This window comes from Sphingobacterium bovisgrunnientis, assembly GCF_009829085.1.
Taxonomy (GTDB): domain Bacteria; phylum Bacteroidota; class Bacteroidia; order Sphingobacteriales; family Sphingobacteriaceae; genus Sphingobacterium; species Sphingobacterium bovisgrunnientis.
The window spans coordinates 15,218-31,380 of sequence record NZ_WUQY01000039.1 but is presented as its reverse complement, the minus strand read 5'-3'; the positions used below and the strand labels follow the sequence as shown (position 1 = coordinate 31,380).

17 protein-coding genes and 2 tRNA genes are annotated in these 16,163 nt (G+C 36.3%); 7 read left to right on the top strand and 12 right to left on the bottom strand.

Annotation, left to right across the window (positions count from 1 at the left end; genetic code table 11):
* The first annotated feature begins 193 nt into the window (after positions 1 to 193).
* The 4 genes from GOQ16_RS15155 (at position 194) to GOQ16_RS15140 (ending at position 2,159) form a co-directional block, all read left to right on the top strand.
* Positions 194 to 364 carry a hypothetical protein gene (locus tag GOQ16_RS15155; RefSeq protein ID WP_160070059.1) on the top strand — a complete coding sequence of 57 codons (171 nt, stop codon included), beginning with the start codon at positions 194 to 196 and terminating at the stop codon, positions 362 to 364.
* Positions 365 to 500: 136 nt separating this feature from the next.
* Positions 501 to 851, top strand: a complete 351-nt coding sequence (locus GOQ16_RS15150; RefSeq protein ID WP_160070058.1) for a hypothetical protein — start codon at positions 501 to 503, stop codon at positions 849 to 851.
* A 42-nt stretch (positions 852 to 893) separates the two neighbouring features.
* Positions 894 to 1,919 carry a hypothetical protein gene (locus GOQ16_RS15145; RefSeq protein WP_160070057.1) on the top strand — a complete coding sequence of 342 codons (1,026 nt, stop codon included), beginning with the start codon at positions 894 to 896 and terminating at the stop codon, positions 1,917 to 1,919.
* 3 nt (positions 1,920 to 1,922) lie between these two features.
* On the top strand, positions 1,923 to 2,159 hold the full coding sequence (locus GOQ16_RS15140) for a hypothetical protein (protein WP_160070056.1): 237 nt from the start codon (positions 1,923 to 1,925) through the stop codon (positions 2,157 to 2,159).
* A 130-nt stretch (positions 2,160 to 2,289) separates the two neighbouring features.
* Here GOQ16_RS15140 and GOQ16_RS15135 read toward each other — a convergent pair.
* From GOQ16_RS15135 to GOQ16_RS15080, 12 genes are all read right to left on the bottom strand, one after another.
* A tRNA-Leu gene (locus tag GOQ16_RS15135) sits at positions 2,290 to 2,371 on the bottom strand.
* Positions 2,372 to 2,495: 124 nt separating this feature from the next.
* Entirely contained in the window at positions 2,496 to 2,873 is a 378-nt protein-coding gene (locus GOQ16_RS15130) for a PEGA domain-containing protein (RefSeq protein ID WP_160070055.1), read from the bottom strand.
* A gap of 129 nt (positions 2,874 to 3,002) precedes the next feature.
* Positions 3,003 to 3,084: transfer RNA gene (locus GOQ16_RS15125), tRNA-Leu, on the bottom strand.
* A 177-nt stretch (positions 3,085 to 3,261) separates the two neighbouring features.
* Entirely contained in the window at positions 3,262 to 6,432 is a 3,171-nt protein-coding gene (locus GOQ16_RS15120) for an efflux RND transporter permease subunit (protein WP_160070054.1), read from the bottom strand.
* Positions 6,433 to 6,460: 28 nt separating this feature from the next.
* Positions 6,461 to 7,591: an efflux RND transporter periplasmic adaptor subunit gene (locus tag GOQ16_RS15115; RefSeq protein ID WP_160070053.1), complete on the bottom strand. Its 1,131-nt coding sequence runs from the start codon at positions 7,589 to 7,591 to the stop codon at positions 6,461 to 6,463.
* Between the two features lie 26 nt (positions 7,592 to 7,617).
* Positions 7,618 to 8,943, bottom strand: coding sequence for a TolC family protein (locus GOQ16_RS15110; protein WP_160070052.1), 1,326 nt, complete (start codon positions 8,941 to 8,943; stop codon positions 7,618 to 7,620).
* A gap of 5 nt (positions 8,944 to 8,948) precedes the next feature.
* Complete coding sequence (locus GOQ16_RS15105; protein WP_160070051.1) at positions 8,949 to 9,533, bottom strand: TetR/AcrR family transcriptional regulator; 585 nt, start codon at positions 9,531 to 9,533, stop codon at positions 8,949 to 8,951.
* Between the two features lie 228 nt (positions 9,534 to 9,761).
* Positions 9,762 to 10,718 (bottom strand): SRPBCC family protein, encoded by a 957-nt coding sequence (locus GOQ16_RS15100; RefSeq protein ID WP_160070050.1) that lies wholly within the window; start codon positions 10,716 to 10,718, stop codon positions 9,762 to 9,764.
* A 53-nt stretch (positions 10,719 to 10,771) separates the two neighbouring features.
* A complete protein-coding gene (locus tag GOQ16_RS15095; RefSeq protein ID WP_240141062.1) occupies positions 10,772 to 11,203 on the bottom strand; it encodes a c-type cytochrome in 432 nt (143 codons plus the stop codon).
* Position 11,204: 1 nt separating this feature from the next.
* Positions 11,205 to 11,840 carry an SCO family protein gene (locus GOQ16_RS15090; protein ID WP_160070049.1) on the bottom strand — a complete coding sequence of 212 codons (636 nt, stop codon included), beginning with the start codon at positions 11,838 to 11,840 and terminating at the stop codon, positions 11,205 to 11,207.
* 6 nt (positions 11,841 to 11,846) lie between these two features.
* The gene (locus GOQ16_RS15085) at positions 11,847 to 12,275 is read right to left on the bottom strand and encodes a transposase (RefSeq protein ID WP_160070048.1); all 429 of its coding nucleotides are present in this window, start codon (positions 12,273 to 12,275) and stop codon (positions 11,847 to 11,849) included.
* An 11-nt stretch (positions 12,276 to 12,286) separates the two neighbouring features.
* Positions 12,287 to 12,799, bottom strand: a complete 513-nt coding sequence (locus GOQ16_RS15080) for a YiiD C-terminal domain-containing protein (protein WP_160070047.1) — start codon at positions 12,797 to 12,799, stop codon at positions 12,287 to 12,289.
* A gap of 102 nt (positions 12,800 to 12,901) precedes the next feature.
* Between GOQ16_RS15080 and GOQ16_RS15075 the strand changes: the two genes are divergently transcribed.
* The 3 genes from GOQ16_RS15075 (at position 12,902) to GOQ16_RS15065 (ending at position 15,826) form a co-directional block, all read left to right on the top strand.
* Positions 12,902 to 14,119: an MFS transporter gene (locus GOQ16_RS15075; protein WP_160070046.1), complete on the top strand. Its 1,218-nt coding sequence runs from the start codon at positions 12,902 to 12,904 to the stop codon at positions 14,117 to 14,119.
* 62 nt (positions 14,120 to 14,181) lie between these two features.
* A complete protein-coding gene (locus GOQ16_RS15070) occupies positions 14,182 to 14,547 on the top strand; it encodes a hypothetical protein (RefSeq protein ID WP_160070045.1) in 366 nt (121 codons plus the stop codon).
* Between the two features lie 118 nt (positions 14,548 to 14,665).
* A complete protein-coding gene (locus GOQ16_RS15065; RefSeq protein ID WP_160070044.1) occupies positions 14,666 to 15,826 on the top strand; it encodes an IS256 family transposase in 1,161 nt (386 codons plus the stop codon).
* The last annotated feature ends 337 nt before the right edge of the window (positions 15,827 to 16,163 follow it).

Here is a 16,163-nt window from a genome sequence, read left to right as displayed (position 1 = left end):
AATTTTTGCAAATTAAATATAGCAATCCCTGCTATATAAATTACCGCCATTTTTTACCTTATTTGGGACGCTTCTGAGGATAGATAATAAAATATTTTAAATCTTTATACTCATTTTAGTCAAAAGTTAAATATATAATTATAATGATTATTTATTTTATTTCTTGTTGTTTTGATATAAAGTAATATTTACCATGAAACGTAAAAGAGAATACAAAAAACCACTGGGGAGGGTGTTGTTTATTATTACAGAAGACTCATTATGTGTAGGTTCTGTTAACTCAGGGGGTGTTGGAGATAATTCGGATGTACTGGTAGAAAATTGGGAAGATGGCGGTAACGTTTATAGCGGAGTGGATTTATAATCTTGTGTTATGAAAAGTTTGATTAATATCTTTTTATTATTGTTTATAACTTTTAGTATTACTATTGGGTGTAAAAAGCCAACTACAAAGTTGTTTGAAGAAAAGGATAAGGGAACGTTAAGGATATTTTTGAAGGGTGTGGTTGGTGCTTTTAGATGTGATATATGCATCCACAAATAAAATTGATGGTTTGAAGGTTGAAAATAATTACACAGTACATGATGGTTTTGAATCGGCGTTATCATTTTATAAAAGTGGACATACGCAAAGTAAGAATTCTTTTAGTTCTGAAATACCTATTCCCGGAACAAGTAAACTTGATGATGGGATAAGATATCGATTTATGCTATATCATGTAGACGAACAAAATCATTTAACATTTTATGATCAAACTGATTTGGTCGTTGGGGAAGAAAATGCAGCATTGATTAATGTAGAGATTGGAGAAAAATACAAGTGGTATGCCTACTCTTATAACGCTACGTAAGCAATTGCTCCGATTGCTGATGTCGACAATCCGGTTGTCTTTATGGGGTATAATAAAGATTTTATCTATACAAATGGTGAATTTACGTTAGATCAGGCGTTGTTTATTATTGATGTCATTTTTCAAAGAAGAACTGCTCAATTAACTGTAGGATTTGATGATCGTGGGTTATTCACAGACGAAATTAGAGATTTAACTTTACGATTTCCCTCTAATGTTTTAAAAACTGGAAATTTCAATATTTTGCATGACGAGGTTGTTGGTTCTTTTGTTTCCCTTCCAGAGCAAATTGTTCCGTTATCTGGTTTTGAGAATGTCGATGAAGGATTTAATGATAGAAAAAGAACATCTTTCTTTACTGCAGTTCCTGAAGTATGGAATAGTATTTACTTTTCATTGAGTAAATTTGATATTGTACTGGACGATAACAATTCAATACGAAGTTTTCCATCAACTGATTTTACTTTTCTCAGAAATTTAGGTATCGAAGGTGGTAAGCGTTATACCGCAAAAATTGATCTTATAGAATCTCCATTAATTTTTGGAGGAGTGTCTTGGGCTCGAGAGAATTTATATAGAAATGAGAGTGGCAGAAATCCATATAGATTTTATCATCAAAATAAGCAGACGAATGATTTTAGAAGTTATTTTTCATTTAAAGGGCACATTCCAGGAAAATGGGGTAGCACAATAATCGATAATCAGCGTGATCCTTGTGCGTTAGTGCATCCTGCCCATCGCTGGATGACACCATCCAAATCATCCATTAATGAATTAACAAAGAATTCATCAGGGGTTGTAATTAATGGTCTTCTTCCTACAGTATTATGCAATCTTTTGTTTGGATTAGGGGGACAACAGAAGCTTAATGCAACATATGGCCCTAACTTTATCCAGTATAATACCGCATCTGGAATAAATCCAATATATCCCTCATCTTCAAATATTTTAAGGTTTTATTATAATGGATATGATTTAATAAGCTTAAATGTACTTGGTGATGGATGGGTGAACTTAAATTTAGGAAATAGCTATGGATTGGCAACTGGACTATGGACTGACGAGTAAGGCGTGAATCTACTATCTTTGTTGGGGGCAGGTGCATGGGGGTATTTCGGAACTACGAGGTCTGTATTATTGTCTTCACCTATTGCAACAGGAATAAATTCTCGACATCTTATAAATCTAGATTTGGTAGGTATAAATTTATTATCATCTCCACTTCAAAATATAAGATGCATACGTAATCCTGCTTGGGAAGTGCTTTCACAGATGCCTGATTATAATCCTGAACCCAATTTAATTTAAATATAAAGTGCTTAGTTAAATTTTTTCTACCTATGATCAAATGGTTGGTTTAGTGTGAAAGGCGGATTATCCCATAGATTCGCCTTTTAATCGAAAAACCTGATGCAGTTAATGCATCAGGTTTTTAATGTACCCAGCGCCGGAGTCGAACCGGCACATCCGAAGATATTGGTGTTTGAGACCAACGCGTCTACCAATTCCGCCAGCTGGGCAAGCTGTTTCTTTTTCGACGTTGCAAATATATATTTATTCTATTTTAATTGCAAAAAAATATATAGAATAAGCATTGTGTAAAGTGTAAAGTTCTTAATCACAACGCTTATATTTTATATCATTTTATTTATTTTCTTTTGTTTGCACATTTTCCTTCAATGGAATCAATTCATATGTACGTGATGGCTTATACTTCATTGTCCATAAAAATGGAAATAAGAAAAATACTCCACCAACTATAGCGCCTACATCGGCTTGCTCACTTCGTGAAAATGTAGTAGTAAATGGTTCAAAGCCTTCTTTCTCTAATTTTATAGTAGTCGTAGTGCCAACGATTTTGGTGTCTTTGTGGGAATAAGGTGTAGTACCGACAGCTTCACCGTCTAGGTAAACCTTCGCTCCAGCAGGAGTAGTATTTATTAATGTTGTACTTGCACAACTTGCGAACAACAAAGCAGATGCTGCAAATAATGAAATCGATTTTGAGTACTTAATATTCATTTAATTTTATATTAGTTAATGATGGCGTGAAGGTAAAGATTCATTTTTAATCTTAGCGATTTTTTTTTGAGATTTTATTTAACAATTTGTTTGTAAAATAAAAGAGCCTTCTTATTTAAGAAGGCTAAGTACCCAGCGCCGGAGTCGAACCGGCACATCCGAAGATATTGGTGTTTGAGACCAACGCGTCTACCAATTCCGCCAGCTGGGCAAGCTGTTTTTGTTGTTTCGACAGTGCAAATATAGTGTTTACCCTTACATTGCCAAAGAAAAAAGTTGTATTGAATTTAAACTACTTGATAATGAGTTTGAAAATTTTAATTCAATCTAACTACCAACAGAAAAGCCAGCTTTTTTAAGCTGGCTTTTCGATAGTTTTAAAATATTCCTAATGTGCACTTAATTGATTTTTCTTTTCTTCATCAAATGAAGCTTCCAATTCTGCTAACTTTTTCTTTCCATATGCCACTCGTGTAATCACAACGAATAATACAGGTACAATGAAAATGGCTAAGAACGTAGCTGCCGTCATACCACCAAATACGGTCCAACCAATAGTCTGGCGTGAGGCAGCTCCTGCACCAGTAGACAACATCAATGGAATGATACCTAAGATAAATGCAAGAGAAGTCATTATGATTGGTCGCAAACGTAATTTCACTGCATCTATAGTAGCATCCAACAAAGGCATACCTATATCCACGCGTTCTTTGGCAAACTCAACAATCAAAATGGCATTCTTCGCTGCAAGACCTATAATCGTAACAAGACCTATCTGAGCGAAAATATTATTATCTAATGATGGAATAAACATCAATGTCAGAATCGCTCCAAATATACCTAGAGGTACAGAAAGGAGTATAGAGAATGGTACTGACCAACTTTCATATAGTGCAGCTAATAGCAAGAACACGAATAAAATACACAAGGCGAAAATTTGTATAGTTTTCGAACCTGATTGTTTTTCTTGCAAGGATAACCCTGAGAATTGGTAATCATAGCCTGCCGAAAGGGTTTCTACGGCTACCTCTTCCAATGCCTTGATTACATCACCTGAACTGTAACCTGGAGCCGCACTACCAGATAAATCAATACTTCTAAAGATATTGTAGTGGTTGATGATGGAAGGCATGGTCGTAAGTTCATAGCTTACCAATGTGCCCATAGGGACAGGATTACCTTGTACATTTTTGACATACAATTTATTAATATCCTCAATATTCATACGGTATTCGGTATCTGCTTGTGTTACCACACGGAAATTACGTCCGTATTTCGTGAAGTCATTTACATAGCTACTTCCTAAATAAGATGATATAGTCGAATAAATATTCGCAATCGGAACCCCCATACGTTTAGCTTGCTCACGATTAACTTCCAATTTGTAGTTTGGCGAATTCGAGTTAAATAAGGTGTAAGCCATGCCAATCTCAGGACGTTGATTTGCCGCGGCTAAGAATTGAGCTACTTGGGCTTCGAACTGTTTGATATCTACAGTTTGTAAATCTTGAATTTGCATCGAGAAACCACCTGTAGAACCCAGCCCTGGTATTGCAGGAGGAGTCACTGCAAGTATACGAGCTTTGGAAAAAGTAGCATATTTAGCCATGATGGCACCAGTTATTTCGCTAGCTGTTCGCGTACGCTCACTCCAAGGTTGCAAGGAAACGAACAATGAACCACCATTTGATTTGAATGATCTATTCAAAATATTGATACCCGAAATGGATGTTACGTATTTGATTTCAGGGAAATCTTTGCGTAATTCGATTTGCAATTCTTCCAATAAAGCTTCTGTACGAGTAGATGAAGAACCTTCTGGTAAGGTCACACCTGCGAAGAACATACCGCCATCTTCTGTTGGAATAAATCCTGTAGGTTTTGTTTGGAACATCCAGCCTGTACCGATGAAGATACAAAGCAACAGAATTAACATAAGAGGAGCGGCTTTGATCGCTTTTTGAACACCCTTCGAATATCTGTATGTTACTTTTTCAAACCACAAGTTGAATTTATAGAAGAATTTATTCAGTCCTCTTGATTCTTTAGTTACAGCTGTTGGTTTTAACATTATAGAACATAATGCTGGTGTCAGTGTCAATGCAATAAATGCCGATAACATTACAGATACTGCAATAGTAATTGCAAACTGTTGATACAATTGACCGACCATTCCAGGGATAAATCCAACGGGAACAAATACTGCTGCTAATATCAAGGCAATGGCAATTACAGGTGCTGTAATATCTTTCATCGCCCTACGTGTTGCTTCTTTAGCAGACATTTTGTAATGGTCGATATAATGTTGAACTGCTTCTACTACAACAATTGCATCATCCACTACAATACCAATTGCCAAAACGAAAGCCAGCATTGTCAAGTTGTTGATGGAAAATCCAAAAATGGTAAAGAAAATAAATGTACCCACTATGGATACAGGTATAGCCAATACAGGAATCAATGTTGCTCTCCAGCTCTGTAAAAAGAAGAAAACAACAATTGTAACCAATAATAGGGCTTCGATTAAGGTATGTATAACGGATTCAATAGACGCATTTACCACAGAAACCGTTTCGTACCCGATAACATAATCGACATCTTCAGGAAATGATTCTTTTAGTTTATCCAATGTTTGGTAAATACCTTCAGCTGTCTGTACGGCATTACCTCCAGGCGTTTGATTAATCATCATACCCGTTGAACGTAAACCATTAACTTTGGTCGTTGTTCCGTAGTTAAATTGTCCAAGCTCAACACGCGCTACATCTTGTAAAAGAACTAAAGAGCCATCAACATTGGTTTTGACAACAATATTCTCGAAATCTTCAACTTCGGATAAATCTGAATCCGTAATAACCGGATATTCAAATACAGTAGATGATTCCTGAGGGCGACCACCTACAGATCCACCAGGAATACGGATATTTTGCTCCGCAATCGCAGCAGAAACATCAGCAGGAGTCATGTTAAGATTTGCCAATTTATTAGCATCCAACCAAACACGCATAGAGAATGGCTGACCGAATGCTGTCACATCACCTACTCCGTTTACACGCATTAAGGCATCTTTGACATATAAACTCGCGTAATTGGCTAAAAATTTATCGTCACGCGTTCCGTTTGGAGAAACCAATGAAACCAACATTAGGATATCGGAATTGGCTTTACGTGTAGTCACACCAAGTCGACGTACGGCTTCAGGAAGTGAAGGTTCTGCGATACCGACACGGTTTTGTACATCCAGCGTCGCAATATCAATATCTGTTCCTACCTCAAAAGTCACGGTAATCTGTGATTGCCCATTAGACATACTATTTGAAGACATGTAGATCATGCCCGGTGTACCATTGATTTGACTTTCGATAGGTGTCGTAACAGTCTGCTCCACGGTTTGCGCATCAGCACCCGTATAGTTTGCCGTCACAGTTACTGTAGGCGGTGCAATGGATGGATATTGACTGATAGGTAAGGTCGTAATACAGATGGCTCCAATGATTGTAATCAATATGGAGATAACCATCGCGGTTACTGGCCTTTTTATAAATACTTCTGAAATCATTCTTCTTTATTTAAAGTTTTGGCAAATATTATTGTTTGTTTGTAACTGGAGCTTCGGATACTTTCGTCCCTGGACGTAATGCAGCAGCACCATCCAAGACTATTTTTTGACCTGCCTCAAGACCAGAAGTAATCACTACTTTGTCCTCGATTTTATTACCCAGGCTCACTTGTCTCAATTCTACCTTACTGCTATCATTAACTGTATACACGTTGAATACACCCAATTGTTCAAATACGGCTTTGTAAGGAATCACAATTTCCTCTTGAGCAGAAGTGCTCGCTACATTCAAGGTAGTATTCATTCCTGCGCGAAGCGTATTCGCATTATTTGCAAAAGATGCACGTACTTTCAATGTACCTGTTTGGCTATCTACCGCACGGTCAATTGTAGAAATGCGACCTGGTTCGGCATAACGTGATCCATCAGGTAAGCTCGCATAGATTTCAGAACCTGAAGCGTTTGCTTGTAATTTGGTGAATTCCGCAATATCTCTTTCATTGATTTGAAATTCTACCGCAATAGGATTTGTCGAAGAAATCGTATTTAATAGCGTAGAACCCGCGCTTACCAAAGCACCGTTTCTTACTTGTGAAATACCAACACTACCCGAGAATGGTGCTGTAATCACCGAACGTTGTAAGTTCGTTTTTGCCATCGTCAAAGCCGCTTCTGCTGCCTGCACTTGTGCTTTTTGGTTGTTCACATCCGTGAATGCATAATCTAGAGTTTGTTTAGCAATCGCATCTTTCTCCGCTAAGGTTTGGTAACGTTGTAAATCTTTTTGAACGCGTTCTAAATTTGCTTTTGCAATAGCCAAATTCGCTTTAGCCTGATCTACTGCTGCTTGGTAGCGTGTACGATCGATTTCATATAGACGTTGGCCTTTGTTTACAAAAGCACCATCTGCTACATAAATATTTGTAATATATCCCGTTACTTCTGCGCGAATTTCTGTTTCTTGCAATGCAACTACGCTTGCTGGATAGCCCTTTATACCTGTTACAATTTCTTTACTCACCACAACGGTACTTACAGGTGTAGCCACATCTGCTTGCAGCGCTTGAGCAGCTTGTTGTTTGTTGTCATTTGAATTACAAGATTGTGCTAACAATCCTGAACTTATTACTAAAGCCGAAAATAATTGCGTTTTATTCATTGTGTATATAGTCTAAGTAGGTTGTTTTAATTTGTTGTATTTACAGTTCCCAATGCTTTTTGAATATCTAGTTTGCTAACTAATACAGCGTATAAGGCATTCAAGTAGTTTAATTGTGACGTTTTTAAGTCTGTTTCAGCCGTCATCAACTCCAAGTAAGTTTTGACGCCTGCGTCGTATTGCAATTTGATGGTATTGTAGACTTCTTCCGAAAGTTCCATATTACCTTTTGCGTTACGCCATTCGTTCATATTGGCACGGTAAGAAGCCATCGCTGCGGAATATTGCGCACTGATTTGATTTTCTAAATTCTGTAAATCCAATTCTAAACGCGCTTCTTGCAATTCGGATTTACGTATTTCGTGAATACGCTTACCACCTTGAAATATTGGTACAGACAAACTCAAACCTACATTCGAAGAAGGGATATTGTCATTATACAAATTTGAAAAATCATTATTTCGATAATTCAAACCGTAATTCGCATATACATTCAATCGTGGTAAGAAATTCCACTTTTGGTATTGCGTATTCAGTTTTTGAATTTCCTGCAAATTTTGGATTTGCTTAAATTCTACTCGATTCGCAACTTGTAATAGTTCTGCTGTATCCAATAAAATATAACTTTCCATGCTTTGGTTAGCAAAAGACAAAGACACATTTTCTTGGGTAGGAATATTTAAAATAGATTTAAGGAAATCATATTTGAACTTACGATTCTCTATGGCAGATTTTAAACTTGCTTTAGCATTGTTTAATGAAATTTGCGCTCTTTTGAAATCGGTTTTATCCACCAAACCTACTTCATAGCGCGAAGTAGCTTCTGTCAATTGACGCTCTAAGCGTGCAATATTTTCACTGATAATTTTAATCTGTTCCTCGCTCGTCAAGATGTCGTAATAGGCTTTACTCACATCCACGATCGTATTTATTTTAGTGCTTTCTACATTCAAGTCATTTCTTTCGCGTACAAATTTAGAAGCTCTGGAAGCTTGAAAAAGTTGAGGGCTAATTATAGATTGTTCGGCTTGAAATGTCAAGGCACTATTATTTTTTTGTCCCATTTTAACGTCATTTCCACCAATATTTACTGTCGGTATCTGAATGGTATGGGCATAACTACCCGTGGCATTAATTTGTGGCAACCAACCGGAAAGGGCAGAAGCGATTTCTTTTTCGCCTATTTCTTTATCCAATTGCGCTTGTTTGAGTTCGATTTTGTTTCGCAAAGCGTAATCAATCAAATCATCAAGTGTCGCGTTATTTCCTAATTCTGTGGTCGACTGCGCTAGCGCCGAGCCCGAAAGAGCACATAATAAAAGGGGAAGAAGATATTTAAATCTATATTTCATAGTAACTAATTGTTTTTTATTCCAGTCCAGATGATGTCAATCAAATCTGTCAATTGTTGTTCATTATGTTCTGTTTTACCATATACAATAGTTTTTGCGTAGGTTATCGCTGCGCCAATATATGCTGCGCAGATTATTTTCTCGTCCAACGGTTTGATGAAGTTTTCCTCAATTCCACGTCTTAAAAAATCCATAAAAGTATTCTGTGCATATGGACCATCTTCGGATTCTTTTGCACGCAACATAGCGTTGTAAGGGGAATTGTAAAACTGTTCGAAAAAACATGAATATTCACGTTGATGAATATGAAACATGCTAAAGCTTCTAAATACCGAATAGAACTGCTCTTTGTAAGTCATGTCTTGATTAACATGTTTGAATATGTATGCATACAGTTCTTTTCTGCAATATTCAAATAGCGCGAGTATTAGTTCATCTTTGGATGGAAAATAATGGTAAATGGTACCAATGGCAACATCGGCGTGTTTGGCAATCTGGCTCATGGGTGTGCCGTGAAAGCCATTATCTTTTATAAGATGCAAAGTGCTCTTAAAGATACTGTCTATTTTGTCTGTAAATTGAACGTTCATTCGGTTACAAATGTAAGAATTGTAAATACGCCCGAATGTCAAATTCTTGTTATATTAAAAGACCTATTTAAGCTCCCATGTTAAATAATTGTTAAAACAACGAAAACACTTGCATAGTGTATAGATTACACTTATATTTGTGCTATCATAATTTAGGTTTATAATTGGTTAGTAAAGGTTTTCATTCTCCCCGTTTGAAAACCTTTCTTTTTTTATACCGTAACTAAATTAGTATAAAATGACACCCTCAGAATTTGTTTTAATATGATTTAAAACCCGCATGTGTATTTTGTGAATAATGTAATTACTCCATAGTTTCCAATATACAGCTGGCTTTATATTATGATAATACCATGTAGTTCCTTCTAATCTAGTTTTACCATTATTCAATTTAGTAAGTTTAAATTGCCCTTCTTTAGATATAAAATAATCATGTAGGTGTGGTGCATCGATGTCCCAAAAGCTCAATTCTTTCATAGGTGCAGGTTGATCTAACACATTAAACTTGAGAAGCTCGAATTCGTTCCATACTGTTATTGGTTCGACAAAACTTCCTGTGGTAAAATTGCAATATCGAATAGCACCTACACCGTCTCCAATTATTTTAGCATTTATAGGATATGAAATTCCTGATTTGAATATCAATTCATTTGGTTTCGTTAATTCTGGAAATTCGATAACATTTTTCCAGACTTCTTCTGGTGTTGCGTTTATGTCAATATAGGATACAACAGAAGTGAGATCTGGGAAGTTTTTGTGTTCTATAAAAGCCGTCGTAGGAATAAGGCATATACTGACAAGTAGTAAGAGAGAGCTTTTTGTTTTACCATTATCGACAAATAAGTAGCCTATGTAGCTGCCAAGCCATGTTAAAATTATTGCTAAAGGCAATACCATTAGGATACAAATTAGACCTTCGATAGCAAAAAGAAATAAACCAAAAAGTAAAAATGTGAGACTAATAAAACTATATTGTGCAGAATTTTTCTTTGAAATGCCTTTTTTAATGCCGTATAATATAGTTGTGGAAATTCCTATATACAAAGGTGTTAATATAAAGAGCGCAATTCCATACTCTCCAATTCCATAAATACCCCAAATTGTAATCAATCCAGCTAAGAGAGTGGATGTAAGTATAGCAAACCACTTTCTTTTTTGATCGTTTTCAGGAATTACATTAATCATTTGATATTCTTATTAGATTATAAATATACCAAATGAATAAATAAACGATGTGATTATTTATAATCTTTCAATCCCAGAGCAACTTCTTCTTGGGTAAAGGTGGAGTCAGAATCTCCAAAATGCGTCGTGACGTAAGTAAGAATATAGGCAATATCTAAATCGGTAAGTGTAGGATTTGCTGGCATAGCTTGGTTGTATTTCTCACCATTCACTACTATTTCTCCAGATAAACCGTGCTTGATAATGTTAGCAAGTTTATTTCTGTTGTCGTTAAGATACTTTTGGTCGGTCAATGGTGGGTATAATTTGCCAAGACCTTCACCCTTAGCACCGTGACAATTTTGGCAATGTGCGCGGTAAAGCTTCTGTCCATTGACAGCATACTGCGCTGTCTGAATATTTAAGTTGTTATTATGACAAGATGATAATTGCGTAAATCCAATTATCATCAAGCCAAAAATAAGCAGAGTATAAATAATTTTCATTCTATTTATATTCTGCTAATAAGATATCCATATCTTTTAATAGTTTTTCCGTCTCTTCTTCGATTGTCCCATCATAGACGCCGCGAATGTGTTTATTGTGATCAATCAAAACCAAATAACCCGAATGATCATAACCACCAGCTACATTTTCGTCTTCTTTTGTGAAAACTAAATATTTATCTGAAATACCATAAATGTCAGCTTTAGAGCCGTTAACAAATTGCCATTGATCGTTGTCAACCCCCAATTTAGTTGCGTAGGATTTCAACACATGTGGATGGTCATGTTTGAAATCTATACTATGTGACAAGAAAGAAACGCCTTCATTTCCTTTGTATTTTGTGTATGCTTTCAGCAAATTGCGTTGCATAGTAGGGCAAATACTTGGGCAGTGGGTAAAGAAAAAGTTAGCTACATAAATCTTGTTGTCGAAGTTTTTGTCACTTATCAGAACGCTATCTTGATTCAAAAATTCAAAACTTGGAATCGTTGGATAAATAGTGTCAATCACCGTTTTTCCATCAACAACTTTCTCTACAGTATCACGATCGCCAATGATGGGTAATTTTTTTGTATTGGATTCACAAGCTAAAAAAACAAGGGAAGCGGCAGCTAAAGCTAAAACATTTCTTATCATATCGTATTAAAATTTACCCAATTTTGTATTGCTTTCTAAAGAAACATCTTCAAATTGTTTCTTCATGATTTTGACTTTTTCGATTTCTGCTTTTTGATAAGCAACATCCGTGCTGTCTGGCGCGTAATCTCTCATCCAAGTCATCATATTATCCGTAGCATCTTCAAGATTTGTTTTCAAGGCTTCTAAATCTGATTTCACTACTGCCGTATCCAAGCTTTTATCCTTTTGTGCTAGACTAGCTAGATTTTCTAAAATAGAATCAATTTTTAATGTCGCACGATCAAAACTTGAAATCTGTGGCATGATCTCATCATGAATTTTGATTGCTTCATCTGCGAATTGCTGATGTTGCGTGGCATCTTTTGTGGATTGTTGTTGACAACTGCTTAATAATGCAAAGCCAACAAATGCTGCTAGAATAATTTTTTTCATACGTGTACAGTTTATGCTGTTTTAATTTTTTCTCTGTGTAAATGCTTTAGTTTGCTAAAGTCAAATGTCAAATCTCGGATATAAATTTCATTTTGGCAAACCGCACATTTTACACCTTTCATGTCAAAAACTTCTGTTGTAAAAGTTTTGATTACCTTGCCGTTTTTTTTAATTGTTTCAAAAGCTTCATTGATCTCATCCTCATCCAATTGAATGCGGTAAGTTAAATCCGTAGTTCCAGGTTTTAAATAATCTATTTTTGCAGATTTCAACCAAGCTACCGTTTTTTTTAACCCTTTTTGTTTGAATAATTGATCCAATAAAATGGAATGCATAGGATCTAATGCAGAGAAAATCGTTCCTCCAAAAACTGTTTTGTTGGAATTGATATTCAAAAAGCTTTTGTAAATCTTAACCTCTGCACCTCTAAAATTGTCGTATATTTTCTTCACCCAAATGCGCTGAAAGACAAATGGAGGATATGTACGCAAAACCCACTTAAGACTTGTTGGCGATAATTTCATGCGCCAAAATTACGATTATTTGCAAAGACAATCGTCAAATATCCGCAATATGTTGTTTAAAATAATTATGTGTGCTATCTTTCGGTTCTAATTAACCTAATCATGGAAGGAAAAAGCAACGTCGCTTTGTTGGTTACCGTAGCCGCACTTGGCTACTTCGTCGATATTTACGACCTCATTATATTTTCTATTGTGCGAATAAAATCTTTTCAAGACATCGGTGTGCCAGAAGAACTCATGCGCAGCAAAGGCGAATTTGTCTTGAATATGCAGATGGGAGGCTTGTTGTTGGGTGGTTTGATTTGGGGTGTTATAGCAGATAAATATGGACGCATTAAAGTGCTGTTCGGCTCGATATTGATGTATTCTTTAGCCAATATTTACAATGGTTTTGTGCAAGATGTCAATACCTATGCGATTATACGTTTTATTGCAGGGATTGGTTTGGCAGGTGAACTTGGTGCAGGAATTACTTTGGTCAGTGAAAGTATGCCGAAAAATAAACGTGGCTACGGGACGATGATCGTGGCTGGCGTTGGTGTGTTGGGGGCTATCTTGGCGTATTTCGTGTCCGAATGGTTTGATTGGCGTACGGCTTATTTTGTCGGCGGTGGAATGGGTTTACTTTTATTGTTGATGCGTGTGGGCACGTTTGAATCTGGATTATATACAAAAGCGGCTACACAAGAACATGTTAAAAAAGGAAGTTTAAAACTATTATTTGCTAGCAAAGAGCGTATTGTACGCTATATCTATTGTTTGTGTATTGGATTGCCTATTTGGTTTGTAGTAGGCGTTTTGGTGACGCAATCTCCTGAAATTGGGAAAGCATTGGGAGCACCAGTTTTGCTAAGCGCAGGAAAAGGTGTTTTGTTTACCTACTTGGGTATTTCTGTTGGGGATTTTATGGCTGGGTTGCTCGCGCAATGGCTCAAATCACGTAAAAAAGTCGTCTTTATTTGCCAAATTATGATTATCCTGACTTCCATTTGGTATTTGACGAGTGAGGGTATTACAGAAAATAAATTTATGTGGCTTGCATTTCTAATGGGGCTAGGCGTAGGGTATTGGGCAACTTTTGTGACCATAGCGGCTGAGCAATTTGGAACAAATCTACGTGCAACTGTGGCAACTACAGCACCCAACTTTGTACGTGGTGCTTTAATTCCATCGACTATTCTATACGGCTTCTTAGTCAATCAATGGGGAATTATTACAGCTGCTATTGTGACGCTAGTCTTGCTAAGCGGAATTGCGATCTTTGCACTCTCGAAACTTAAAGAAAGCTTTGATAAGGATTTAAATTATAATGAGGAGTAAAACGTTTACAAGAGTACGGTAGTGAATGTCTTTTTTGTACATTGGAGGAAAAATTATTAATTATGAAAATGTTTATTGTTTTGCAGGTTTTATTGTTTATAATATTAGCTTGTTCAAAAAAATCGGATCAAATATTAAAAACAGAAGAAATTATTACGAATTCAGTTTGGAAGAAAAGTGATTTAACAACTGAATCAGTATTTGGAGAAGGAGTATATTTGAAATTATTATTTAACAAATCTTCTAATTACGAAATAATAAGATATAGAAATAATAGCTATTTAGGAATTACACAAAAAGGTAAATATGAGATTAGTAAAGATGTAGTGACCCTCAATTATACTATTCAAAATGAGGAAATTTCATTGAAATATAAGTTATTAGATGATAAAACATTAGCTTATGTTAAATCAAACGGGAGGGTGTAAAGTCAACTGTGTCACACAAATTATTTATATATTAGACACAGTAGATGGACAAAGAGAAATTTGATTTTGAACGCTTCAAAGAGGAAGCGATGGAAAGGCTTTTACGAAGGCAAAAAAAATGGGTGGTACAAACGGTCTTTTTGCACCTATGTTGAAACACCTTCTGGAAAGTATGTTGGAAGGTGAGCTTGATCACCATCTTTTAGAGAGTAAAGCCTCTGGAGAGCCTAATCGTAAAAATGGTAAGGCAAAAAAAACAGTAAGGAGCCTTCAATCGGGTCACTTTGAATTGGAGAGTGGACGAGACCGGAATGGCACTTTTGACCCAAAGATTGTCGCGAAGCGTCAACTTATCATCACCGAAGAGTTGGAAGACAGTGTTTTAGCGATGTATGCTCGAGGAATGAGTACTCGTGACATATCCGGCTATGTCCAGGAAATGTATGCCATGGATATCTCGGCAACTGAAATTTCTCATATTACGGATAAAGTTATACCGGCCATGAACGAATGGCGCAATCGTCCTTTGGAATCCATTTATCCATTTGTTTTCCTCGATTGTATGCACTTCAAAGTTAAAGAAAACGGGAGTGTACAGAGTCGCGCGGTTTATAATATCTTAGGAATCAATAAAGAAGGAAAGAAAGACCTGATTGGGATCTATCTTTCGGAAAATGAAGGTGCAAAATTCTGGTTGTCTGTTCTTACTGATCTACAGCAGCGCGGAGTGGAAGATATTTTGGTTGCCTGTGTAGACGGTCTCAAAGGATTTCCCGAAGCAATAGCTACAGTCTTTCCCCAGACGCAAGTACAGCTCTGCATCGTACATCAGATTCGCACCAGTTTACGTTATATTCCAGAAAAGGACAAAAAGGCTGTTACAGCTGACTTAAAACCTGTTTATAAAGCTAATAATCAGGATCAAGGCTATGATAATTTGTTAGCGTTTGAAGAGAAATGGGGTAAAAAATATCCACTTGCAGTCAAGGGATGGTTGGACAACTGGGGTAATCTCTCTACTTATTTTGAGTATTCACAGGAAATACGTAAAGCTATTTACACCACAAATGCTATCGAAGCTATGCACCGACAAATCAGAAAAGTAACAAAAACAAAAGGGGCATTTACGTCAGATCAAGCATTATTAAAGCTTGTTTACCTTGAGGTTAAAGATATCTCTAAAAAATGGACTATGCCTATCCACAACTGGGGCTTGACAATGCAACAATTACACATTAAATTTGAACATAGAGTTAAAGCCTTCGGCAACTCCAATTAGGGGTCGCACACGAGGCTTACAGCCTCTTAGTACGAACCCTAATTGGAGTCCAATGACACAGTTCGCTTTACACTACCTCAAACGGTGAAATTTCTAATTTACCTGAAGATTTTTATAGAAAAGAATAGTTATGATAGTCAAGTGTTTTAAAATCGAAATAAAGGATTCCTACCTATCCGGACACTTTTTGCAACGTTTTCCTCTTTTATATTTCTTGCAACATTTCTTTAGGGCACAACATGAAAAATCAGCAAAGGGATTAAATCCTTTTGCTGATTCTTTTATATCTGTAATTAAACAATTGTCTTGATTCAACTCACTTTGCATGCTCATACTA

Coding starts and splice junctions, on each gene's coding strand:
- GOQ16_RS15155 (WP_160070059.1), top strand. CDS start 194: ATGAAACGTAAAAGAGAATACAAAAAACCACTGGGGAGGGTGTTGTTT.
- GOQ16_RS15145 (WP_160070057.1), top strand. CDS start 894: ATGGGGTATAATAAAGATTTTATCTATACAAATGGTGAATTTACGTTA.
- GOQ16_RS15130 (WP_160070055.1), bottom strand. CDS start 2,873: ATGAATATTAAGTACTCAAAATCGATTTCATTATTTGCAGCATCTGCT.
- GOQ16_RS15120 (WP_160070054.1), bottom strand. CDS start 6,432: ATGATTTCAGAAGTATTTATAAAAAGGCCAGTAACCGCGATGGTTATC.
- GOQ16_RS15115 (WP_160070053.1), bottom strand. CDS start 7,591: ATGAATAAAACGCAATTATTTTCGGCTTTAGTAATAAGTTCAGGATTG.
- GOQ16_RS15110 (WP_160070052.1), bottom strand. CDS start 8,943: ATGAAATATAGATTTAAATATCTTCTTCCCCTTTTATTATGTGCTCTT.
- GOQ16_RS15105 (WP_160070051.1), bottom strand. CDS start 9,533: ATGAACGTTCAATTTACAGACAAAATAGACAGTATCTTTAAGAGCACT.
- GOQ16_RS15100 (WP_160070050.1), bottom strand. CDS start 10,718: ATGATTAATGTAATTCCTGAAAACGATCAAAAAAGAAAGTGGTTTGCT.
- GOQ16_RS15095 (WP_240141062.1), bottom strand. CDS start 11,203: ATGAAAATTATTTATACTCTGCTTATTTTTGGCTTGATGATAATTGGA.
- GOQ16_RS15090 (WP_160070049.1), bottom strand. CDS start 11,840: ATGATAAGAAATGTTTTAGCTTTAGCTGCCGCTTCCCTTGTTTTTTTA.
- GOQ16_RS15085 (WP_160070048.1), bottom strand. CDS start 12,275: ATGAAAAAAATTATTCTAGCAGCATTTGTTGGCTTTGCATTATTAAGC.
- GOQ16_RS15080 (WP_160070047.1), bottom strand. CDS start 12,799: ATGAAATTATCGCCAACAAGTCTTAAGTGGGTTTTGCGTACATATCCT.
- GOQ16_RS15075 (WP_160070046.1), top strand. CDS start 12,902: ATGGAAGGAAAAAGCAACGTCGCTTTGTTGGTTACCGTAGCCGCACTT.
- GOQ16_RS15070 (WP_160070045.1), top strand. CDS start 14,182: ATGAAAATGTTTATTGTTTTGCAGGTTTTATTGTTTATAATATTAGCT.
- GOQ16_RS15065 (WP_160070044.1), top strand. CDS start 14,666: ATGGGTGGTACAAACGGTCTTTTTGCACCTATGTTGAAACACCTTCTG.